The organism is Thalassotalea marina (genome assembly GCF_014656435.1).
In the GTDB taxonomy this organism is placed as follows: domain Bacteria; phylum Pseudomonadota; class Gammaproteobacteria; order Enterobacterales; family Alteromonadaceae; genus Thalassotalea_C; species Thalassotalea_C marina.
In genome coordinates, this window is the sequence record NZ_BNCK01000010.1 from 175,554 (window position 1) to 198,913 (window position 23,360).

Below are 23,360 nucleotides of genomic sequence, written 5' to 3' on the forward strand. Positions count from 1 at the left end.
GGGTAAATTGGCTCCGTCATTCGAGTCAAAAGGCGTTTTTCAGCCATATAATTTCAGGGTTACTTTCGCCTTCGATGGCGACGATATCAAATCGACAGGCGGTATTATATGCGTTTAACCCCTGTTGTTGCAGAAAAAATGCTGCAGTTTTAGCAATTTTCTGTTGTTTAGATATGCTGACTGCGGAAATTGCGCCACCAAAGTGAGCATTTTTCCTAAATTTTACTTCTATAAAAACGGTGGTATCTTGATCTTTCATGATCAGATCTATTTCGCCAACCTTGGAACGAAAGTTTGTTGCCACCTTAGTTAGTCCTTGTTGGTAAAGATAATTTTCGGCATAACCTTCCCAGTAATTACCTGTACTTGTCGTATTGGTTACACCCTTTTCTGAATTAATCCATTGCAATTTCTTCTACCTTGTCCCTTTGATAACTGCCCCATAACAAGCTGCGAGTTAATACGCCGTTGTTGTCTAGTTTTAGTATGCCAGTTTGTCCATAGTGTCTGATATAGGGGTATTGCTTGAACATATCAAACTTTCTGATTAGCGAAACACTGTCGTAACCCATAGCAAATATACGCTCCAAACTGTCTCCACGTTGAGGCCATATTTGAGCATTTAGTGCTTTGAGCGCTTGGTTTTGTTGCTTACTTTTTAATAGCCAAGGCATTTCTGTAAAAGTTAACCCGGTTAAATCTCGGTTATCACTTTTATCTGAATCGTCACTATGGCTTCTTGAGCTGGCATAAACAGGAATTGCATGGGCAAACGGTGAAATATTCACGTCGATATATGGTTTTAATAATCGAGTTTCCATTGGAGACGCTATGATGTATATCATGTCGATGTCTAGTCGATTGCGTGCTTCTGTTTTTAGTTTTTGTCTAATACGTTGATCAATTTCGGCAATACGCTTCTCACTTAAATCCAATTCAAGAGTGTCTTTTAGCTTATCAGTGATTTTACTGGCATCTTCAAAATGAATAACTTCTGGAATTCGACCTGTATTGAGCAGCCAGTGTTTACTAAAGGTATCCGCGATGCGTTGACTAATTGCATCAGATTGGGCAAACACGATTGGCGATAAATAGTTATGTTTACTTAAAGTAGTCGCCGCTTGAACTGCCTCATCTTCTGGGTTCATCGACAACACCATATGGTGTGTTTGTAACTGCCCTTGAGTGGGTAAATTAAGTAACAGTGTTGGCCAGTATAATGTTGGGTCAGCTATATAAGCGTCGACGTTAGGTTTAAGTAGTGGGCCAATCACTTTGTCGACATTAAGTTCGCTCAATTGATTGGCTAGCATGGTGAAATCTAATGTATTGGTATCGATAAAATGCAGCGTTGTATCACTGTTTGCACCGTAAGCAGACAAAATACCCTGTTGAGCAGCTTCACCCGCGGTTCGTCGTTGGCCTGATAAAGGCAATAAAACAGCAATATTTTGCTCTTGTTGTTCTGCATTGTTATTAATTGTTGTTAATTGTCCGAGAATAACATTGGCGGGATGCGCTGAAAATTCGCGTTGCCATTGTGCTAGGTAGCGCATAAACGTATCTGGTTGATGGCCAAATCGATGAGCAAAATTAAGTAATTGCTTCCAACCGTTAAAATAGGGAGGTTTCAACGCTTCTAGTTCGTCAATTTCCCATTGAGATAATTGGTTTAATAACTGCCAAACGTTAGACGCTTGAGCTATATAATCTGTTTTGGGTGCAAAGTTGAGTGCATGTAACTGCGCATTAAGCGCTTCTATACTCAGCCCTCTGGCTGATTGCACGTCAGATAAAACATGATAATAAGCTGCAGAATTTTTCCCCTTGCTAGGCAGATAATCTTGGCTTTTTACTAAGGCATTGTATGCTTCTTGATAAAGCTGCAAGTGGAGTAAGCTTTCAGCAATGAAAATACTCAATTGATATTGTTCGTCGGTGTGCTCTGTTAAAACTTTGCTTTGTCGTGCCAACCATAACGCTTTTTTGTGTTCACCTTGTGTTACCAGTAATGGAATCGCTTTTAGTATTAAGGCAACGCTTTCATTGGGCGATGCTTGTTGCGCTAATGCTAAATAATCATCTGCGGTTTGTGCTGATGAACTATCTACCACACTTGGTTGTTTGCTATAGGTTTTATTGGTTACTTTTTTCGGGCTACTAGAACAGCTAGCTAGCGTGACTATTATGGTCACTGCACAAAAATAACGAACAGAAGATGTTAAAAAGCCTTGATAATTCACAAAGAAAACCTGTTATTAATTGAATCATTCACGCATACATTGCTTTATAATAAACGCCTATGACCCTTTGCTCAACAGAACAATCTCGATGAATATAACTTCTACGGACTCTGGAACCCTTTATATTGTCGCCACACCGATAGGAAACCTAGGTGATATCAGTCAACGTGCAATCGATACCTTAACGCAAGTCGATATCATTGCCTGTGAAGATACACGTCATACCAAGAAGTTGCTCAGTGCATTCTCAATTACCAATAAAACGTTTTCCTTACATGATCACAATGAAAGGCAAAAACAAGAATATATCGCTAAGTTGTTATCCTCGGGTAAAAATGTTGCTTTGGTCTCAGATGCAGGTACGCCGCTAATTAGTGACCCTGGTTTTCATATTGTTAGGTTTTGTCGTGAACACGGCTTCAATGTTTCACCAATTCCGGGTGCATGTGCTGCAATATCAGCACTAAGTGCTGCTGGCTTGCCAACAGACAGGTTCAGTTTTGAAGGGTTTTTACCATCAAAAACCGGCGCTAGAAAAGCGATATTATCGAGTCTGGCTAATGAAGCTCGTACTATGGTGTTCTATGACGCGCCTCGCAGGGCGATTGACACAGTGCAAGATATTGTTGAAGTGCTTGGCGGCGAAAGGACTATTGTTATCGCTAGGGAATTAACCAAAACATTTGAAACTATTTATAGCGATACAGCATCTAGTATTTTAGCTTGGCTTTCACAAGACCCTAATCAACTCAAGGGTGAAATGGTGTTAATTATTGAAGGTGCACCTGAAAAAGAAGGACAACTGACGCCAGAAGTTGAAAATACCTTAAAACTGCTTTTAAACGAATTGCCACCTAAAAAGGCATGTGCAATAACCGCTGAAATATACGGGTTAAATAAAAAAGCCTTGTATGAGCTAGCGTTAAGCTACAAGTAACTTGATTGTCATCAAGTTTACTTCGCTGATAATACAGTTATACTGGTTGACCAATAAATGACGTTGTAAATGATATGCAAAAGACTTTTGACAGTGACATCGCACATGGACAGTTTGAGGTGTCATGCCAAGGACAAATCATTTTTGTCAAACTACAGGGCAGCTTCAATTGCGCCGCGATAAAGGCGTATGCGCAAGCGGTTAAAGATGAAATCATGTCGTTTGAGGGAAAATCATTTGCCATGTTGGTGAATGATATACAGGTAGAAGGTGGTACGCCTGAAGCATACGACGCGTTAAACGATTATAATGCTTGGTTAAATGAACAAGCTATCATTGCTAAGGCATTCATATTAAGCTCAATAGCTTTAAAAGATATTATTATCAATAGAACACCAGAGCTTCAACGACAAAACATCGCCTTTTTTGAACATTCAAAAGAAGCTATTGCGTGGCTAGAAGAGCAAATTCAGCGGTATTAACCGTTATAACTCATTAATTCAAATTTTCAATGCTATTGTAGTTTTTTTATACTAGCTATAAACTGGAGAGGACAATTACGCAGTTTGTTATTATTTCAACATTACAATAATGAAATTGAAGGATCAAACATGCGTAGAAAAGCTCCTCTTATCATCACTCCTGTATTTTTATCTTTGACCCTGTCTGGTTGTCAATCGACAATAGAAGCAGTATCAACTGGCGTTGGTGCCGTAGGGGCAAACTATTTTTGCAACAAAAAAGGTTATAAAGAATACCGAGCATTATGTTTAGTTGGTGGTGCATTTGTTGGTAATTTACTTGGTAAAAAATTGGCAAAATACCTCAGTGAAGAAGATCAAGTGTCGATGGCAAAAACCACACAAAAGTCTTTGGAGCAAGGCACGACACATTCTTGGGAAAACCCAGAGAATAACACCAAGGGAAGCACAAAGGTGTTGAGTTCTAGTGTTCAATCTAAGCCACAAACTGTCAAAGTGTTAAAAAAACGCGTTGAGCAAGTCCCACCGTTAGAAATGATCGGAGAAATATATCAGGCCACTAAAAATGGTAATGTCAGGGGGGGGCCCAGTACGGATTATCAAACGGTTAAACAAATTAATGTCAATCAAATGGTAGAAGTTATTGGCAAAGTAAAAGGCAAATCCTGGTACATGATCAGTGAGGGTGGAGTTGGGAGTGGTTTTGTTTTTCACTCACTAATAAAAAAAGCGCCAGAAGGTAGCTTTATTGAAGACACCACAGAATTTAATGACAGTGACGTTGAAGAAACACAAGTTGCAGCACAAAGTGTGTGCAGAAAAATTGAGCAGTCCATAACTTTGGCTGATGGCACAGTTCATTCTGAACAAATGGAGGCTTGTCAGGGACCCAATGGCTGGCAGGCTAAAGTGTAATCTGCGCGATGTCATGCTAGAGGTGGGAAACTATGCGATCAAAGTGTATTACTCTTTTTAGCGTTATCATATTAAACAGCCTTTTAATTCTGGATAACAGTTTTGCGGCTGAACGTGAATTATCGTCAAATCAAGACGCTAGATTAGTTTTAGAAAATGGCTATCAATGTGGAAAGCCTATTACCGTGACGGCACACACAGATACCGCTGACTACTTTGATCATAATATTGAGCGAGTTGAGAAGTTGCTCCGGCAAGCTCGGATGATCTTAAGCTTTGAATGTAAGCAAGTTAGTCACATCAACCTAATCGGAAAAACGCAAAATATCGAGATATATAAGGCCGAAGCTCTAAAAGGCAGCAGATGGCAAGCGATATCTTATCCTGCTCCTCTCGAAGGTTTGGCGATGCTATTTGCTAACCTTGAGCCTGATTGGTTTTATGCTGGGGTTATGTATTCAGAGCTACAGCGCTATATCCATTTACCAGGAATAAAAGGAACCTACCAATACGATATTTATGAGAAAGAGTTACTGAGAATGTTAAATGCAGTGGCGATTTCACCAGAACAATTTCGTCAATACATTCTCTTTCCAGATAAACCGCTGGGTAGCTATGAAAATGCCGATAAACATTATCAAGATATTGTCAGCTTAATCCATTACTTTGATGAAAATGCAGCAAAAGGCTATAGGGAAATAATCAATGAAGAAGCCCCATACTTAAAGGATTATTATTGGATGGCGCAAATCGAACCAATAACAGATAAAGACAAAACCTTTACTCAAGTAATTGTTAGCGCCATTCAATTAGACCAACATTTTAACAAGAGTGAGTTTACTGAGTATTTAGACTTGCAGCTGAGCAACTTGGTCATTGGTGAAGTAAACTATTTATTAAGTACTATGGAACAAGCAACACTTGCGGATTTAGAGTCCTCTGCATATTACTTACTCGGCCTACCTAATGATTCTTCATTAGTGAGTTTTCCAAAAACAAAGTCTGCTATACACCAGCTATCCCTGGAGCTTGTCGGCGAGGTGGATAAACGTGCAACTGAGATTCAACAGCAAGCTCAAATTGATATCGTCAATGAGGCTTTTGATTATCAAGAGTTGGAGGCGGCTTTGGTTCTTGGATATCAAGTAGCTGAAAATTTTGAACGTGCAGGCTTTGTTAAGCAGCAACAGGCCATACTGGCATTTACAACTGCCCGTGCAAAAACATTATTGTTAGATGGTTTACCTAGCTTTAAAGCGTGGCTAGTTGCATTACCTACGGAACATGAAGTCACTGAAATGTTGATTGCTAAAGCCCGCCTGTTTGCTCAGTTAAGCGAAGACTTTATCGAATATAAGGCGTATCAAGTGGCGGTGGAGGAAAAGCTTGAGCAACAAAAATTACCTCTGTGTAAAAATATGTTAAATGATGCTGGGGCTTGGTCATTAGATTTCAAAAAAACCATTTTAGTTGGCAGCAAACAACTTAATTTACTGGAGCTTTCATGTGACCTATATGTACATGGTCATATTGTAAAAGACTTTTCATGGGAGTGGTCACCAGGCAAATACTCTTTGGTTATTCAATCCGCTGAAGGTGATACCTTTCATTTAATTTTTAAAGCTAAAGAATCATTTTACGATCAAACCATAGTTATTGAACAGCTGGTAGTTGAAGACAAAGCTATGAGTTATACAGAAAAAGAGTGGCAGGCGTTGTTTACTTCGTTAACTTTAGCACCACCTTCAGGCGAACCAGATGAAAAAGGTATTCGAGAATGTGATAAATTAGCGGGAGATAGAGATGACCCTAAAGCTTTAGTAAGAGGTATTGATTTTGATGATGAGAATATAGAAGTTAAGACTTTAGATAGAGCTTTTGACGCCTGTATAGCGGCAGTTGAAAATGCACCAGATGACGCTAGGCAACAGTATCAGCTAGCAAGAATACTAATGTTTAATGGCGAACTTGACGCTGCACAAGACTATATCAAATTAGCATATGCTCAGAAATACCCTGCTGCTATTTATTTTCAGGCACAACACTTGTTGAGCATCGCGGATGACAACAATGGCTTTGTCGACGCACTAGAGATGTTCGCCAAGGCAGGAAAAATGGGGTATCAACCAGGCAATGATATGGTGAAAACATTAAACCCTGATGGCATTGAATTTTTTCGTGATATTGCCCCACCGTCAGAGCAACAAGTATTGAACGCTTTAAGCAATAAAGGTAAAAGTGCCGATTTCATGGGAGTTTCTGCTAGTACTAAGGTAGTTGGAGCAAAAATTAAAGAGTGCTTTCAAACTAGTGCCACAGATATGTCGTGTGAATATAAGCCAGTGATGCAATGTGCTATGTCGTCTGGTTATGGTGGTGCTTTTCAGTTGTTTACCAATTTAATGTCATCTGCAATGCAAGCCAGTTGTAACAGTGAGGTTTATTACACCTTTGGTAATTTTCGCCGATTAAAAAATGGTAGTTGGCAGCAAGTTAAAGATTAGCGTTATTTAAAAAGGAGTAGCGGGCTACTCCTTAAATCACGAACTATTTTAACTGATCCATTAAATAAACATAAGTTAAACTGCTTACCATGGCGCGCTGTTCGTTATTAGCTGCGCCGGCATGTCCGCCTTCTAAGTTTTCAAAGTAAAGTACATCAATATCCATGTCCTTCATTTTGGCTACCATTTTACGAGCATGACCCGGGTGAACGCGGTCATCACGAGTAGAAGTAGTAAAGAATACTTTTGGGTATTGTTTGTCTTTATCTAGGTTGTGATAAGGTGAATACGTTTTAATGTATTGCCACTCATCAGCGTTATCTGGGTTACCATATTCTCCCATCCAGCTAGCACCTGCCAATAACTGATTGAAACGCTTCATATCCAGTAATGGTACTTGGCAGATAACCGCGTTATATAAGTCAGGTCTGCGAGTAAATGCAGTACCAACTAGCAAGCCACCGTTACTTCCACCTTGAATACCTAAGTGTTGTGGTTTAGTCACTTTGTCGGCAATAAGTTGCTCTGCAACAGCTTCGAAATCTTCAAACGCCTTATGACGGTTTTTCTTTAATGCTGCCTGATGCCATCTTGGTCCGTATTCACCACCACCACGGATGTTAGCTAATACATAAACACCATCATTTTCTAACCAGTTTTTCCCTATGCTGGCAGAATAAAAAGGTTGCATTGAAACTTCAAAACCACCGTATGCGTATAAAAGAGTAGGGTTTTTGCCGTCTAATTTCATGCCTTTTTTATGCACGATAAAATAAGGAACTTGTGTGCCATCTTTAGAGGTGGCAAATTGTTGTTTAGCAACAAATTTACTGGTATCAAAATGAGATTTTGCACCTTTTAGTTTACTGAATTCTAATGTTTTACCGTCAACTAAATATAGGCTGGCTGGTGTTAAAAAGTCAGTGTAAGTAACAAAGAAGTCATCTCGTTCTGGATCTGTGTTAAATAATGAAATAGTGCCTGTTTCAGGAAATTTCACTTGGTCGATTTGCCACGTACCGTTTTGCTTTGGTAAGTAACGGAAGACTTTGTTTTTTACGTCGTCCATTACCGTCACTAAAATAGCTGACTTAGTGAAGCTTAAACCTTCAATAGAGCGCTTCTCTGACGGTTTAATAAAGCTAGTAAATTTAATGTCTTTCTTATTAACATCTTTAATATCAGCATAAATTACTTCAGCTTGGGCAAAGCCGTTCCATGCACTTTTTAACTGAACAAAAAACTTACCGTTGTTTAAGCCAACAATACTTGCATCATTAGGGATAGGAAATTTGATTTGCTTTTCATTCTCTAACAAATACATGTCACGAGTGTAGAAGCTGGTGCCGTCGTAAATAAAGTGATATTTGTCATCACCATCATAAACAGTGTAACCACCTGCTGATACTGAGGTTTTATCTGCTTTGTATAGAGTTTTTGCTTCAGATAACGGTGTATTACGTTGCCATACTTTAACAACACCAGGGTAGCCAGAGTCTGTTAAAGAACCTTCACCAAAGTCAGTACCAACAAATACTGAATTTTCATCTTTCCAGCTAATTGCCGATTTAGCTTCTGGTAAAGTGAAACCGTCTTTAACAAACGCCTTCGTTGTCATGTCAAATTCACGAACAACAGTTGCATCGGCACCTCCGCGAGAAAGTGACAATAAGCAACGTTCATATTTTGGGTATAAACAGCTCATGCCTTTATAAACCCAGCTGACACCGTCAGCTTTTGCCAGCGCGTCAACATCTAAAATGGTTTCCCACTTTGGTTTGTCTTTTTTGTATTCTTCTAGCGTGGTACGACGATAAATACCCTTTACATGATTCTCGTCACGCCAAAAGTTGTAATAATAACCACCACGTTCACCCGCATAAGGAATACGCTCTTTATCGTTTACAATACTTAGCGTATTTTCATAGATTGTTTGGTAAGTATCTTGACCTTTTAAATAAGAAAGTGATTGAGTATTTTGTTGTTTTACCCAATTTAATGCCTTTTCACCTTCAACATTTTCAAGCCATAGGTATGGATCTTTTTCTGATGCATTGACGCCAGTTGTTAGTGTAGATAAAGCCACCAAACTCGCGAGACTGATTAAATTTTTTTTCAAAATAACACCTTTTTAGTTTTATTTTACCTTGTCTATTTAACCACTAAAGCATGGTAATGGAAAACTTTAAATGTTACATCTTTTTAACAGTTAGCGAACTTAATTAGCAACTTTCTTAAAATTTGAATATCTTACTTATGGCAATAAATATCTTTACCTTTGTCTGTTTCCTTTAAACTGCATGGGTAGGCAGTAACAACAACGTTTGGTTGATTTTTCATGGTAACAATCCTAATACCCTTAAGACCATTTTCTCCTACTTCATAATTCATATTTACTACATAGCCTCCTTTGCTATCTTTCTGTATGTTATTTTTCTTTTTAATAGCCCAAGCGTCATCTAATAGTTTTAATACATGCTTCCTTTTTACTTTAAATGTTGTATGAATTTTCTTTTCTTCTTTTCCTTTAAAGTTTTTTTCTAGGTGAAGCAAAACATGCTGAATGCTTGTTTTGTCTTTCGTTGCTTTATTCCTAACTTTTTGAGGCCTAATTCCATACCTAAGTCCTTGTGGAGAAATCCATTCTTTTGCCTGTTTGTCATAGGTAAGTCTGATTCCTGGAACGTTGTTAGGTGGTCGTGTGCAGCTGTCATTCTTTGACTCATTATGCACCCATATCGCTTTTACATTCGGGTTGTTGCCAGCTTTAACAAAAAAGGTATGAAAGTTAGCTACTGTTAAATTGTAAGCGGTAAGAGGTTTTTCAATGCTATCGATTTGAGTGATGATAAGGTGATTTAACGATTCATCAATCAATTTCATTTCGGCAGCTAAATCAGCCGCTTCTAACCATTGCCCAGTGTGATTGGTTGCAAAATTGATGTCGTTGGCTGCGGCCTGACTGACAAAAAATGGATGGTTTGCACTGGCGAAAATAGACTGGTGATTTTGTAGGTCAGCTGATGTAATTTCAATTTTAATATGGTGCAAATATTGGCTAACACGATGGTCAGTTACCTGTTGCCATGCCATTTCACCTGTGAACTCGTTTCGTGACCAAACAAAATCTTCATAGGCTTTAATTAATTTGATCGGCTTATAACCATTGACTGTTTTTACTAATGTATCGCCATGAAATGAAGCGCTTTTAACAGAGCCTTCATTGATAGCACAGCCAGTACCTCGAGCATATAGCTTTTTTTGTTGCTGTTTTTTCTGGCTCGCCTGTTTAGCTTTTTGAGCAAGTCGCTTAGTATCATTAACTTTTTTGCTTGCATATTTGTTGATGTTAGCATTGACCAAGGTCATCTTTTGACGTGTAGCGGCTAAGCGTTTATTGATCTTCTCCCAAAGTGTAGGTTGTTTCCTAAATTGCTCTTTGCTGATTTTGAATTGACTTAAGTTATTTGCGTTATTAACTTTTGGCTGAGTAACGTCATTTACCTTCCCTAGATTGCCCAATGAGGCGAGGTAAATATTTTTCTCCTTGTTACGGTCTTTTTTTTCATTTTCTAAACGCTTTTGGCGTTCATTAGCCAACTTGTGAAGTTTTACTTTTCTAGCTTGATATTTTTGTTGTGAGCTAACCATGGCCTGTTGATTGGCTTTTTGAATTGCGATGGTGTGAGCATTGTTAATACCATCTCGCTGTGACTTTTGTGTTTGCTTTATAGCGCCAATACGCTTTTTTTGTTGTATTGCAATACGTTGACGCTGTGCCAGTGCTTCTTGTTGTCTAAGTTTTACTTGCTGGCGCATTTGTTGTTGTCTTTCGCGAACAATTTGCCTTTGCTGTTCCTGTTTGGCTCTTATTTGTTGGCGCTGCAACTGCATTTGTTGTCGTTGCTGCATCAAACGTTGCTGTTGAGCTTGATTCGCTAACTGCTGGTTTTGGCGATATTGTTGCTGACGATAATAGTTATTGTTGTTGTACGACCTGTAGGTACTGTAACTATTGTAACTACCGTATTTTGCTCCTGTTGTTTCAGGTATTGATATTAACAATAGCGAGAACACTGTGATAGCGACGACAATAGATAAGCGTAGTTGTTTAAAAATTACTGAAGCCAAAGCCATGCTGAGTTATTCCCTTTTGTTTTTAACAACAAATTAACTGCTTTAGGTTCAGATAGTCGCTAGGCAGGCTATTAGCGAGTAATACAAGCGGTTATCCGAAGGATTTGAATTAAAGTAACGTAATGTTGGTTAAAAATCCAGCAGTAACAAAGGTTTTATTTGAGAAGCGTCAAAATGCTCTGGTACTATAGGGTATACAGTTGTAATTATTCACGTATTTAATCACTGTTAATGGCAATAGTATTTGGGGCTTAAATTGCCTTACTAATAGGTTAAGAGGAACATTAGTGAAAGCGCTGTTAAGTAAATTTTCCCATTTATCGACCATCAATTTAATTTTGGCACTGCGTGCGATGTCGATTTTGGTGCAACTTTGTTTAGTGCTATTTGTTACGTTTGCATTGCATTACGACATACCTCTTTTTCCCGTTTTAACTATCGTTTTAATAGAGGTGTGTTTTAATGGTGTAAGCTATTGGCGATATCAAAAGAAACTTAGACATGGCTCTGTAGATATCGCTATTCAGCTGTTAGCGGACGTATTATTTTTAGCTATGTTGCTATATTTTAGTGGTGGCGCAACTAATGCCTTTATCTCGTTATTATTAATTCCCATTGCTATTGCTGCTGTTTCATTACCGCCAAGTGGCTTAATGCTTGTCGCTTGTACTGCGGTATTAACTTATAGTTTATTGCTGTGGACGATGCCGATGCATGTTATGCATGGCAATATGGAAGGCCACTTTATTGGCATGTGGATTAACTTTTTGTTTTCCGCTGTAGTGGTATCTATTGTGGTTGCCTATTTAGCTCGCGCCATCAAACAACATGAAATTAAGTTGGCACAATATCGAGAACAACAATTAAAAAGGGAGCGTATTATTGCGCTTGGTGTCGCCTCAGCACAAGTGACGCATAACTTGGCAACACCAATAGCTACCATGAATTTGCTCATTGATGAATTGATGGAAGAAAATATTGAAAATCAAGACGTTGTTAAAGACTTAAAACAGCAAGTTGAAAGATGTAATGCCAGCTTACATGCGTTTCGAGAAACCAGTGAACAAATTAGAACCGATCAGAAGTTTCATATTAATAGCGACTTTTTATTAAATCAGCTTGAGCAACACTGTCGATTAACTTACCCCGAATCTCGTTTTGAATTTACATCATCATTACACAAAGTGGTGCTTGCTAGTGATGCATCGTTATTACCTGCTTTAATCAATATTATCGACAATGCCGTCAGGGCAAATGTTGATATTGAACAGGGGGTGGTAAAGGTTGTTGAAAAAACGACTGGTGGTGAGTGGCACTTAGAAGTTATTGATTCTGGGCACGGCTTTTTTGTAGAGCAGTTAGAAAAACTGGGCGATTACGTTCAGCCCAGTGAGCATGGTTTTGGTATTTCAATTTTATTAAGCAATACCAGCATCGAAAGACTTTCCGGTAAACTGACCTTAAGTAATGCTGCCAGCGGTGGCGCGGTTGTGACATTAACCTTACCGATCATTAAGCATTGATCATGAAAGTATTACACATTGAAGACGATGTGGCATTTGCCAACATTCTAAAACGGCGACTCGCAAAACACGGTATTGAGTCTCAAAATGCTGCAGATCATTCACAAGCACTATTAATGGCAAGGCAGTTTTGCCCCAATGTGATTATTTTGGATATGCATTTAGGGGCAGATAGTGGTTTATTACTTATTGAGCCGTTGAAAAAGTTCCTGCCAAACAGTCGAATTATTTTATTAACTGGCTATGCCAGTATTGCTACCGCGGTTAAAGCAATGAAACTTGGTGCTGATGACTACTTAGCAAAGCCGGTAGATACTGAAACTATTTTAAGAGTTTTACACGGTGATGATGAAAATAATGCATTAACTACTAGCACTTTAGACACCGCACCACAAAAACTTTCTGCTGAGCAAGCGGAATGGGAACATATCCAGCAAGTATTAAAAATTCATGAAGGGAATGTTTCTGCAGCCGCCCGACATCTTTCAATGCATAGAAGAACGCTGCAACGTAAGTTAAAAAAACGCCCTAGCTTTCATGACAAAAGCTAGGGCTAGAGGGTAAAGGCAAATGCCTTCGCGGAACCGTTAAAATTGATAGTTAGCCGACAGCCATAGACTTCTTGCGTTACTTGGCAGCCTTTCTTTCATTGCTATTTTACTTACCGCTACTCGGTTGTAGGCACTTAAGTGGCTAGTGTATTGACGATCGGTTAAATTCTTAATGCCAAAGTCTAGTGTTAAGTCACGAGATACTTGGTATTGACCTAAAAGGTCAATATAGCCATAACCACTGGTTTTCTGTTCGCGGTTTAAAGTCGAAACATTGTTTTGTGCACCAACGCCGTGAATGCGAGCCGTAATAGAGACGTCACTGTGTTGATACGATAAGGCTACATAGCCGTTTAGCGGCGCAACACGATATAAATTATCGCTAATGTCTGAGCGCTTTCCTCGCACATAACTAATGGAGCTCGCCAGTTGCCAACGACTATTGAGCTGATATGACCAATAACCGTCAAAGCCATAAAGCTCAGCGTCTAAGTTGCTAAACTTTAATACCTTGTCACTGTTCATCATCATATTGGCGAACATATTGATCGCCATATCTGAATTCTCAATGCCTTGAATGTAGTCTTTGATATCGGAGTAAAAAATATCAGCAGTTATAATATGGCTTGTTTGCTGATACGTTAAACCTAGGTTAACTTGTCTTGCGGTTTCACTATCAAGAGTTGTATTACCTAAATAAGTATTGCCATCAGCCAAGCCCGCTGTTGCTTCCATCGGCAGCCATAAATAGCGCTCTTGATATGAAGGTGCCCGCTGTTTTTGGGCAATTGACAACATAAATTGCACATTATTAACTTCTGGAAAAAGCCAATCGAACGTCATATCAAGATTGGTATCCGATTGGCTGCGATCTGCTTGATTAAATTGCTGCACTAGCCCTGATACCGTTGGATTCATCATCGCCATATGATGATTTACTTTATCAGCATCAGCACTAATGTGTTTGGCACGGATACCAAATTTGATCAGATGTTGATCTAACCGAGTTTGCCACTGAGTATAAAAACTGAATTTACTATCTTTTACGTCATTAAAATTAACAACATTAAACATCATGTTGTTAGGATTGCTTATTACGGAATCATGGGTAGATTGATAACCGTCAGCGCCGATAGTTAAGTCATCGTTTTGCCAGTTTATATTGAAAGAAATGGAGTTTGACTGCGCGTGGTTAACACGGTGTTTCATCGTCATTAAATTTATGCGATGTTTAAAGTTATCCATTTTATGGTCGGCATCCATGTAACCTAGATGCCAGTTTAACTCGCCACTTTTTAGGGAATGTACACCATCAATTTTTAGGCGGTGACCGTAAATAAAGTCAATGTCCATGGGAAGTGCAGGCGTTCCTGCATCGTGAGTATCATTGTAATGGTAAGAAAAACCATAAACACTATCGGCAACGTTAAAGCGAGTGTCTAAACCTGATTGTATTTTTGTGTATGCTGACGGGATGATATCGCGTCCATCAGCAGCTTCTTGATGATTGGCCTTTTTACGGTCAACATACACTAAAGTGGCGAAGTTATCTGAAGCAATATTAATAGCACCAGCCTGTTGTTGAGCATTAGCATTCGACTGGTAACCAAGTAAAACTATGCCTTGGGCTGCTATTGTCGAACCTTGTTGCAACGTTGCCTGACGCAACACGGTATCAACTGAACCACCTAAGGTTTCAATGCCTGCAGTAATTGGAGCAATGCCTCTGTATGCAATAACATTTTCCGTGATTATGTTAGGGCTATAACTGAGAGGAGGATCCATTGCATTAGGGCCCGCACCAATAATTGTTTGACCGCCTACTTTTGTGGCAATGCGATCACCATATAAACCTCTATATTGCACTATGCCTGTTAAAGCGCCATTTTTGTTAACATTAGCGCCGGGGATCATCAAAAGGTTATCTGCGATATCGTGCACACTAACCTCATTGTCAACCAAAGTGACTTTCTCCGTCGACTTCTCTCCAAGTACCGTGATAGTTTCTATGTCATCTGCCACAGCAAGTGGTGATACAGAATAGCTGAATAAGCCCAATAAAATAGCTTGATATAATTTAGGGTAGTGAGATGTCATAACTGCTTATTAATTTGTTAATGTTACGTTTTATAAGGTTATTTTCTGCCTGCTCACCTTGTTAGAACAAGTAGAAATCCACAAAGTGCGACAATTTGTCACAGTGTTAAAATCAAAATTGAGCATGCTGTAAAAAGCAAAAAATTTGATAACAGTGAAGACTTGTTATTATGATCTCTACACCAATGGAACAGAAGAACTCGGTTGAACAAGATGTTGTAAAACCTATTGTCATGGATGTGCAAGTAACGAAAGTTTTTTGCCAGAATTTAACGAACCCAATATGACGCCGTTAGTTGATGTAATGTTAGTGTTAATCATTATTTTACTGCTGGCGTCACCTCTACTGTTATCGTCAGTAAAAATGGATGTTGATACAACAAAAAATCAACCAACAATAGAGCCAAGTGTCGCTGAATTGGTGTTGCTTAATGATAATGAAGTTATTTGGCAAGGCACTAAAATACCTACGTCGTCTTTAAAAACGCAGCTACAAGTAATTCATCAATAACACCCCGATAACCATTTACGTATTGTTGCCAGTGACAATGTTAATTACCAATATTTGTATCACGTAATGTCAGATGCCCAACACGCCAAAATAACTAAAATCGAATTTTCTAGTCGAGAGACAAGCGAATAGGTTTGTTTGAGGCAAGGTTATCGGGTAGAATGCGCGCCGAGTTGACCAGACAATCGCTGCCTGATTCATTTTTAATGTTTTCAGGGGGAGGAAAGTCCGGGCTCCAAAGAGCAGGGTGCCAGATAACGTCTGGGGGGCGAAAGCCTACGACAAGTGCAGCAGAGAGAAGACCGCCGATGGCTAGTTCACTAGTACAGGTAAGGGTGAAAGGGTGCGGTAAGAGCGCACCGGGCCGCTGGCAACAGTTGGCAGCAGGGTAAACTCCACCCGGAGCAAGACCAAATAGGGTTTCATATGGCGTGGCTCGCGTTGAAACCGGGTAGGTTGCTTGAGCCTTAGAGTGATTTAAGGCCTAGACGAATGATTGTCCACGACAGAACCCGGCTTATCGGTCAACTCACCAAATACCATAAACCTCAGCTTCGGCTGGGGTTTTTCTTTTTAGGACAATAATTGTCCACTCCGTTTATACCAAAACAAAAGCGGCTTATCGGTCAACTCACCAAATACCATAAACCTCAGCTTCGGCTGGGGTTTTTCTTTTTAGGACAATGATTGTCCACTCCGTTTATACCAAAACAAAAGCGGCTTATCGGTCAACTCACCAAATACCATAAACCTCAGCTTCGGCTGGGGTTTTTCTTTTTAGGACAATAATTGTCCACTCCGTTTATACCAAAACAAAAGCGGCTTATCGGTCAACTCACCAAATTTGAACCCTCGCAGAAATGCTGGGGTTTTTCTTTTTAGGACAATAATTGTCCACTACGTTTACGCCACAACCAAAGCGGTTTATCGGTCAACACCAAATTTTAACCCTTGCGGAAATGCAGTGGTTTTTACTGTTAGGATCATGATTGTCCACTCCATTTACGGCACAACAAAAGCGGCTTATTGGTCAACACACCAAATTTTAACCCTCGCAGAAATGCGGGGGTTTTTCATTATGCGCTTTCTATTGGTAGACTTTTGACTGGCAACTATATCAGTTAAACCATTAGTCTATTGAATTCAGAGGGTTTTACTTAAGCAATTAGCATTCATATTTTTATGACCTCTGCTCGTAATGGGGCTAATAGCGCAAGCACCCTATTTTGTGCAGGGTAGGTGATATTGTTTTCTTCCATGGCGTTTATCAATAATTCTACTACGCGATTGAAGTCGGCTTCTGTAATTTGCATACCCGTATGGATATCATTCATGTTATCTCCCTGATATTGGCACGGGCCACCTGAAACATCGCATAAATGTGTTATAAATCCTTGTCGGAAATGACTAACACTTGCTTTGGCAAAGTAGGGAAAAATTTGTTTGTCTTTGGCTATTTGTTGAATAAAACTGTCGACGATTTTTTCAATACCAGGTTGGCCATTTAATTGTTGATAAAGTGACTCTTCAGTCACCTTTGACGAGCAACCTAAAAAGCTCAATAAACATAATGTTAGAGGGATGATTCTTTTCATTAGTAATATCCAGTTAAAGAGAAGTACCAACCTGTTTGATCTGGTAAGCCGGCGATAGTGCCTAAATTGATATAAGCTGCTGTCATACTCACGTGTTTATTTGGGAACCAGGCGATAAAAATGTCATGCCAATCATCTTCTTTTAAACCCAAATTGTCAGGTTTTTGTCGATACTCTGTACCAATGGCAAGGTGATTATTCAATAATACGGCTACTGAAACCTCAGCATTAATAGCCCCATTCCCATTAGTGCCACCAAAACCCAACAACCCTATTTCATTGGCAGTTGTGTAACGAAAACTTGCATTCCACAGAACATTGTAACCTGCGAGTAATCCAAGATGGAGTTTACTCATAGCGATGTAGATATCCGTACCATTGTCGTCTTTTGCTCCTAATGAATAGGCTATATCTGGTGTTGTTAGTTTTTTATATTGCACACCGAGCGAGAGTTGCGGCCAATCACTGTAAACTAAGTCACCGTAGAGCCTGACTTTAGCACCATAAATATCTTGAGAGAGTTTGAGTGACAATGGCAATACATCAAAGTTTTGCGTAGCGTAAGAAAGCTCAATTCGATCGTATAAATTACCCTGAATACCGCAACTTGTTAACTCAAAATCATCGACATTAGCTTGTGTACAAAAGCCGGAAATTGCCCATTCATCTTCGGTAGCGTAGCCAGCAAGTTGTGCCCAAGGAACGAGCCCGCCGCCAGCAGAACCTTCAATTTGAGAAACGCCAGGTGTTGCTAATATCTTCCCATTAGCTAAACAACATAAAGGTAATAACAATAAAGTGAAGCTAATTAGTCGAAACATAAGTGTTATACCATTGGATTAATTGATCGGCTTTTAGTGGTCGTGATATGTGATAACCCTGAATATAGTCACAACCAAATTGTTTGAGTAACGCTAAGCTTGCTTGGTTTTCTACACCTTCGGCAATAACCCGCAAGCCGAGCTTATGGCCTAATTCTATGGTGGAGGAGACGATATCTTGATCTTGCTGTGATTTATCTAAAGTTAAGATAAAACACTTGTCTATTTTTAATTCATCAACAGGAAGGTTTTTTAATTTGGCTAATGATGATTGTCCAATGCCATAGTCATCAACAGAAACTTCAAAGCCCAAGGTCTTGAGGTGATTGAGTTTAGATAGAATTAATGTTTCATTGTCGGCAATGTCACGTTCAGTGAGTTCTAAAATAACTTGTGCTGGCTGCACGTTATGTTTAGCAACCGTATCTACTAGATAATTAACAAAGTCTTGATGTTGAATGTCTTGAGCAGATAAATTAATTGATACACTAAAGCGATATCCTAATTGGTTCCACAGATTAATTTGTTTTGCTACTTCGTTAATTACCCAATGCGTTAAGCTGACAATTAAGCCTGATTGCTCAGCAAGAGCGACAAATAGTTCAGGATTAACAAATTCGCCTTGTTTGTTGATCCAGCGGATGAGTGCTTCTGATTTATCTATGCTGCCTGTTTTTAAGTTAAGTTTTGGTTGATAGTTTAAAAATAACGGCGAGCTTTCTTGTTCTAGTGCTTGCTTAAGTTCCTCAATTAAATTGAGTTTATACAAATAGGCTTCGTCTTCACCGTCTTGATAATACAGAAAAGTATGTCGCGTTTTAACTGCATTTGAGGCGGTCATTGTCGCTCTTCGAATCAACTTTTCCGCATCTTGGCCATGTTCAATTGAGTTGGCGATACCGTAGTACAATGGCACCTTTAATGTAATTTCATCTAATAAATAAGGATGTTCTAATGCCGAACGCAATAATTCAATTATACCCGTTAATTGGCTTATCGATTCAATACTGATAGCTACCAAAAAATCGTCAGCATGAGTGCGAGATGATAAAACAGTACTTTCAGGTTCGAACTTGTTTTTTAAAGAGTTAAGTCTATTGGCGATTTCTTGCAAAATACTGTCGCCATTATTAATACCAAAAGTGTCATTTAGGGCTTTAAAACTTTTAACATTAAAATTGATTAACGCAATATTGGTATTAATGCTTAATAAGCTTTGCACTTCAGTTAAAATTTTATGGCGGTTAAATAGGCCTGTAAGTAAATCTCGTTCAGCTTGATAGGTGATTTGGTTTTCTCGTTGCTCAATGGCTTTTCCCATTACCCCAAAGCTTTGATAGAGCTTATTCAGCTCTATTGGAAAATTATGTTTTATCTTTGGAACGTTAAAATTACCTGAACTTATGTCTCTGGTAAGAGCCATCAGGTTTTGCAGTGGGTTTGTTACTCTATTGGACATTAAACGAGAAGAACTTATCGCGATAAAGAGTACAATTAGCGCCGCTAGAATGGTCGCTAACATCAGTTGCTTAAAATCATTATGAAGTGTTTTTAAGGAAGCGGATAAAACCACCTTAATATCGTCAGAGCTCACTATGGCAAGTGATTGATGAAAATAGAGTCCAAAAGAAAAAAGCAAACTAACGTCATCATTTTTCTTATCAATAATATTGATGCTTTCACGGTTCAAGGTTTCGTTATCTAAACTTGATCGAATAACTTGTCCTTGTTTGACAAATGTGATGTCTAGTGAAAGTAATTCTTTAAGTTTAATCAGTGCTTGCTGATCAAATTGAAAGCCAATTATTGCATATCCTATGGTTCTTGGCGCTTTCACTGGTACCACGATAACTTGATATACATTGTTTTCTATAGCGACAATTTTTGCTTGTATTTTATTGAGAAGAAATTCACTAAAATAAGATTTTGTTTTAATTGAAGAATATCTAGCGCTGTCACTACTGGCAATAAATTGTCCGTTGATATCTGTTAATACCATTAAATCGGCATCAATTCTGCGACTGTGATTTAATAGTACACTTTGAATTGTATTAGTATCTTGAGTTGCAACGGCTTGCTTAAAGCCAAAGTCTGCTGCCAGTACGCTTGCTGAGGTACTTAATACCTGTTCTTTCTGTTTAAGATTTTGTTTCAGCACATTTTGTGCAAAGTGCATTTGTTGCTGAAGTTGTTGCTCGAAAAAACTGGCAGTTTTTAACCAATAGTTAGTTGTTAGCACTAGCGTCGTGATAAATATCAAGCTAGCAGAAAGCCATGTAATTTGTGCTTTTAAACTAACATTAGTGAACATGTGTAAAAACATCTTCAAAACTGTCTCTTGGCTCAGGCGGCAATACTTCAATTGATATAGCTAAGCTATTTTTTTGTTGAATAAAGTCTCTAACTATTAGCGCTTTCTTGAAGTTGATCCCAGTTGTATTTCTGGCATGCCATAACCATATTTTTTCTATGTTATTCAAAGGGTAATCAAGGGTGATTTGACCTTTGTCATTTGATTTGTACACCGTATTGTTTTCGTGAATATAAATATACCCAACCATGGAATCGTGTATGTTACAACCTAGTACTGCTACCCCCGATTTATCGAACGTGACTGGCGCCTCGGGCTTTCCGGCATAAAGTTTCAATTCAAATGGTTTAACTTTAGAAAATGAATAAACATGATGGCGAATATTGTCACTATTAGGAAAACTGACGCGGCTATTTTGCGGAATCGCGAGTACGTGAGGGCTGAAAGTCTTATTAACTTGGTCCATCACATACACATTATTAGTATTCTCCGAACCTGATGCTTTATCAATGGACTGAATTTCCAGAATAGCATCTTTTAGCGGAGCTCCATTTTGATCAGTGATACTTATCACCATGTTTGCTTGTGCATTAACTAGAAACAGTAGTAAGACACTGAAACAACAAGTTTTTATCAAGGTTGTATAGTTAATGAGAACTCCCAAGCTTCTAATTATTCTTTTAAATAATACTAGCCATAATCAATAGCCTAGTCCAACTTTAAATGTATTTAGGTAAGGGCTTGAGAATACTCATCCATAAGAATTCAAAACTAGTCTAAGTTGTCGTGTTTGTGCTGCTTGTTAAGGTTTTTTATGTCTTTTCTCTAAGCTTAATCCTAATGATACCTCTGATATACAGGTGTGTTATTGGCATTGACGACGCTGCCAGATGCATTGTTGTGTTTGTTGTAATGCATTTAACCATAAAGACTGCTGTTCTTTTGTGTTGATCAAGTTCAAATAGTGAGAGGTAGTAAACATATTGTCGTTGTAATCTGGTATCCAACCATTCGCTATCATTTGCATTAAGAGAGGATAGATTTTTGTTTGATTTCCATTTAGCTCATACCAAAGCAGTTCGTATTCATCGGGGAATGCAGCTTGCTCCTGTCGAAAGCGTAATAATTTGGCATAGGCCTGTTTATATTCAACATCCATGTCTGTTGATTGATAAAGTGAAGCTAATAACAGGTATTGTCCTAAGTGTTTGGCTTGAATTGTTTCAAGTTCAATAATGTTAGCAAAGTGGTGCTCAAACAACTCGAGAGCTTTTGCTCCTTGATCTGTATGAACAAGTGCTAACAGATAGGGCATGACGAGGTGATTTTTCTCTGGTGAAAGAAGGTACCTTTGCTTTAGTAATTTTATTGCTTCTTCAGGTTGCTGTTTATGCCAAGCAATTGAAGCTTTAGTGTAAAGCAAAAAGTGCTGAGGAATAGTTTCCAGCGCTTCGACTTTACTGAGCTCATCTTCAGCAACTTCTATTTGGTTGAGGCTGAGCAAAAATATTACATAACTTAATCGATGAACGGGAAATCGTTGTAGGTAGCTGTCGTTGTATTCAAGTGACCAAGTTAAATAGTGCTGTGCTCTTTCTTGATTTAACGAGTAAAAGTCTAACTCATACAAGGCTCTATTTTTAAACTTTGGCGCTATTACGATACTTCGTTCAAAGTATTTACGTGCATTATCCAGGTCGCGATTGTTTAAGTAGGCATAGGCCAGACCGCGCAGCACAATGGGGTCGTTAGGGGCTAGTCTAAAAGCATTTTGATGGGCGTCTAAGGCACTTTCAATTTCATTTTGGCTGCGCATGAGTTGACCATACCAATGCCAAATACTGGCTTCTTTTTCCGTTATAGACAGCGCCTTTTTAAAAAGTAACTTAGCTTGTTTTATATTGTCTTGTTCATAGGATTGTTGAGCCATTGATGCTATGACTAAGGCGTTATCGGGTTGTAATTCAAAAGCCTTATCAAGCAACGGCTGACACAAACTATCGCGCTCTGCTTCAGTCATGGTGTCATAAATCGCCAGTAATCTATAGCTATTGCATAAACCATTAAGCGCTTCTGCATTATTAGGGCTCTCTCGCAACACTGATAAATAAAGCTGTTTAGCGTGATGAAGCGACCCTGGTTCAGTTTTTGTTGTTAAGTGTTTAGCCAGCGTCAACGACTCAAAATGTTGAGATTGTGTTTCTTTGCTAGAGTCAGAGGTCATTACTAACCATACAACGACAAATGTTATAACCAGTAAACCAAAGAGAATTAATATCGGTTTTACTTTATTTTGATTTTTAACTTCAACATCAGCCTTATCACTAATTTCAATGATGGGGCTAATTGTTATCTCTGGAGAAATTCGATATCCCTGGCCGGAGATTCTTTCTATATATAAAGCGTGTTCTGCATCTTGATTGAGTACTTTTCTTAACTGGGCGATTGCTTGATAAACAGAGCTATCGGCGACAATCCTATCGTGCCAAACTTTTGAAATGAGTTGCTCTACATTTGCAGGCTCACTTCCTTGTTCCTTTAATACGGTAAGTAACGCCATAATTTTAGGTGTTACTGTTTCTATTTTACCGCTTGGCATCAATGTTAATTGATTCAATTTAGGTGATACGTGCCAATTTCCTAACTTAAAGGGTTCCATCGCTACTTCTTTAAAGTGTTGAAATTATTGTTGTTTTTCTTATTTTAGAAAAATTTTAGATCAATATTATAAAT

General features: G+C 38.7%; 17 protein-coding genes and 1 other RNA gene. 8 read left to right on the forward strand and 10 right to left on the reverse strand.

Going from position 1 to position 23,360, the window contains the following annotated elements; translation table 11 throughout:
* Positions 1-25 precede the first annotated feature (25 nt).
* Together IE199_RS19215 and IE199_RS19220 are read right to left on the reverse strand one after the other, a co-directional pair.
* Positions 26-409, reverse strand: coding sequence for a YraN family protein (locus IE199_RS19215; protein WP_229854848.1), 384 nt, complete (start codon positions 407-409; stop codon positions 26-28).
* A complete protein-coding gene (locus IE199_RS19220; protein ID WP_189773926.1) occupies positions 396-2,243 on the reverse strand; it encodes a penicillin-binding protein activator in 1,848 nt (615 codons plus the stop codon). The genes IE199_RS19215 and IE199_RS19220 overlap by 14 nt, the downstream gene beginning before the upstream one ends.
* Before the next feature lie 88 nt (positions 2,244-2,331).
* Between IE199_RS19220 and rsmI the strand changes: the two genes are divergently transcribed.
* The 4 genes from rsmI (at position 2,332) to IE199_RS19240 (ending at position 7,081) form a co-directional block, all read left to right on the forward strand.
* A complete protein-coding gene (rsmI, locus tag IE199_RS19225; RefSeq protein WP_189773928.1) occupies positions 2,332-3,180 on the forward strand; it encodes a 16S rRNA (cytidine(1402)-2'-O)-methyltransferase in 849 nt (282 codons plus the stop codon).
* Between the two features lie 74 nt (positions 3,181-3,254).
* A complete protein-coding gene (locus IE199_RS19230; RefSeq protein ID WP_189773930.1) occupies positions 3,255-3,662 on the forward strand; it encodes a hypothetical protein in 408 nt (135 codons plus the stop codon).
* A 129-nt stretch (positions 3,663-3,791) separates the two neighbouring features.
* Complete coding sequence (locus tag IE199_RS19235; protein WP_189773932.1) at positions 3,792-4,577, forward strand: SH3 domain-containing protein; 786 nt, start codon at positions 3,792-3,794, stop codon at positions 4,575-4,577.
* Positions 4,578-4,609: 32 nt separating this feature from the next.
* Positions 4,610-7,081, forward strand: a complete 2,472-nt coding sequence (locus tag IE199_RS19240; RefSeq protein WP_189773934.1) for a tetratricopeptide repeat protein — start codon at positions 4,610-4,612, stop codon at positions 7,079-7,081.
* A 43-nt stretch (positions 7,082-7,124) separates the two neighbouring features.
* On the opposite strand, the gene IE199_RS19245 is transcribed toward IE199_RS19240, so the two are convergent.
* The gene (locus IE199_RS19245; RefSeq protein ID WP_229854856.1) at positions 7,125-9,185 is read right to left on the reverse strand and encodes a prolyl oligopeptidase family serine peptidase; all 2,061 of its coding nucleotides are present in this window, start codon (positions 9,183-9,185) and stop codon (positions 7,125-7,127) included.
* 146 nt (positions 9,186-9,331) lie between these two features.
* Complete coding sequence (locus IE199_RS19250; protein WP_189773938.1) at positions 9,332-11,218, reverse strand: polymorphic toxin-type HINT domain-containing protein; 1,887 nt, start codon at positions 11,216-11,218, stop codon at positions 9,332-9,334.
* Positions 11,219-11,505: 287 nt separating this feature from the next.
* Here IE199_RS19250 and IE199_RS19255 point away from each other — a divergent pair, with 287 nt between their 5' ends.
* Together IE199_RS19255 and IE199_RS19260 are read left to right on the forward strand one after the other, a co-directional pair.
* Positions 11,506-12,741 (forward strand): sensor histidine kinase, encoded by a 1,236-nt coding sequence (locus tag IE199_RS19255; RefSeq protein ID WP_189773939.1) that lies wholly within the window; start codon positions 11,506-11,508, stop codon positions 12,739-12,741.
* On the forward strand, positions 12,741-13,292 hold the full coding sequence (locus tag IE199_RS19260; protein WP_189773985.1) for a response regulator transcription factor: 552 nt from the start codon (positions 12,741-12,743) through the stop codon (positions 13,290-13,292). Before IE199_RS19255 ends, IE199_RS19260 begins: the two co-directional genes overlap by 1 nt.
* A gap of 36 nt (positions 13,293-13,328) precedes the next feature.
* On the opposite strand, the gene IE199_RS19265 is transcribed toward IE199_RS19260, so the two are convergent.
* Positions 13,329-15,389: a TonB-dependent receptor gene (locus IE199_RS19265; protein WP_189773941.1), complete on the reverse strand. Its 2,061-nt coding sequence runs from the start codon at positions 15,387-15,389 to the stop codon at positions 13,329-13,331.
* A gap of 259 nt (positions 15,390-15,648) precedes the next feature.
* Here IE199_RS19265 and IE199_RS19270 point away from each other — a divergent pair, with 259 nt between their 5' ends.
* Positions 15,649-15,900: a biopolymer transporter ExbD gene (locus IE199_RS19270; protein ID WP_189773943.1), complete on the forward strand. Its 252-nt coding sequence runs from the start codon at positions 15,649-15,651 to the stop codon at positions 15,898-15,900.
* Between the two features lie 169 nt (positions 15,901-16,069).
* Positions 16,070-16,436: RNase P RNA component class A (rnpB, locus tag IE199_RS19275), an RNA gene on the forward strand.
* A gap of 636 nt (positions 16,437-17,072) precedes the next feature.
* Here rnpB and IE199_RS19280 read toward each other — a convergent pair.
* From IE199_RS19280 to IE199_RS19300, 5 genes are all read right to left on the reverse strand, one after another.
* The gene (locus IE199_RS19280; protein WP_189773945.1) at positions 17,073-17,495 is read right to left on the reverse strand and encodes a group I truncated hemoglobin; all 423 of its coding nucleotides are present in this window, start codon (positions 17,493-17,495) and stop codon (positions 17,073-17,075) included.
* Positions 17,495-18,316: a DUF3034 family protein gene (locus IE199_RS19285; RefSeq protein ID WP_189773947.1), complete on the reverse strand. Its 822-nt coding sequence runs from the start codon at positions 18,314-18,316 to the stop codon at positions 17,495-17,497. The genes IE199_RS19280 and IE199_RS19285 overlap by 1 nt, the downstream gene beginning before the upstream one ends.
* A complete protein-coding gene (locus tag IE199_RS19290) occupies positions 18,300-20,627 on the reverse strand; it encodes a bifunctional diguanylate cyclase/phosphodiesterase (protein WP_189773949.1) in 2,328 nt (775 codons plus the stop codon). The genes IE199_RS19285 and IE199_RS19290 overlap by 17 nt, the downstream gene beginning before the upstream one ends.
* Positions 20,617-21,204, reverse strand: a complete 588-nt coding sequence (locus tag IE199_RS19295; RefSeq protein ID WP_229854849.1) for a methylamine utilization protein — start codon at positions 21,202-21,204, stop codon at positions 20,617-20,619. Before IE199_RS19295 ends, IE199_RS19290 begins: the two co-directional genes overlap by 11 nt.
* Positions 21,205-21,492: 288 nt before the next feature.
* Positions 21,493-23,286: a winged helix-turn-helix domain-containing protein gene (locus tag IE199_RS19300; RefSeq protein WP_189773951.1), complete on the reverse strand. Its 1,794-nt coding sequence runs from the start codon at positions 23,284-23,286 to the stop codon at positions 21,493-21,495.
* Positions 23,287-23,360 lie beyond the last annotated feature (74 nt).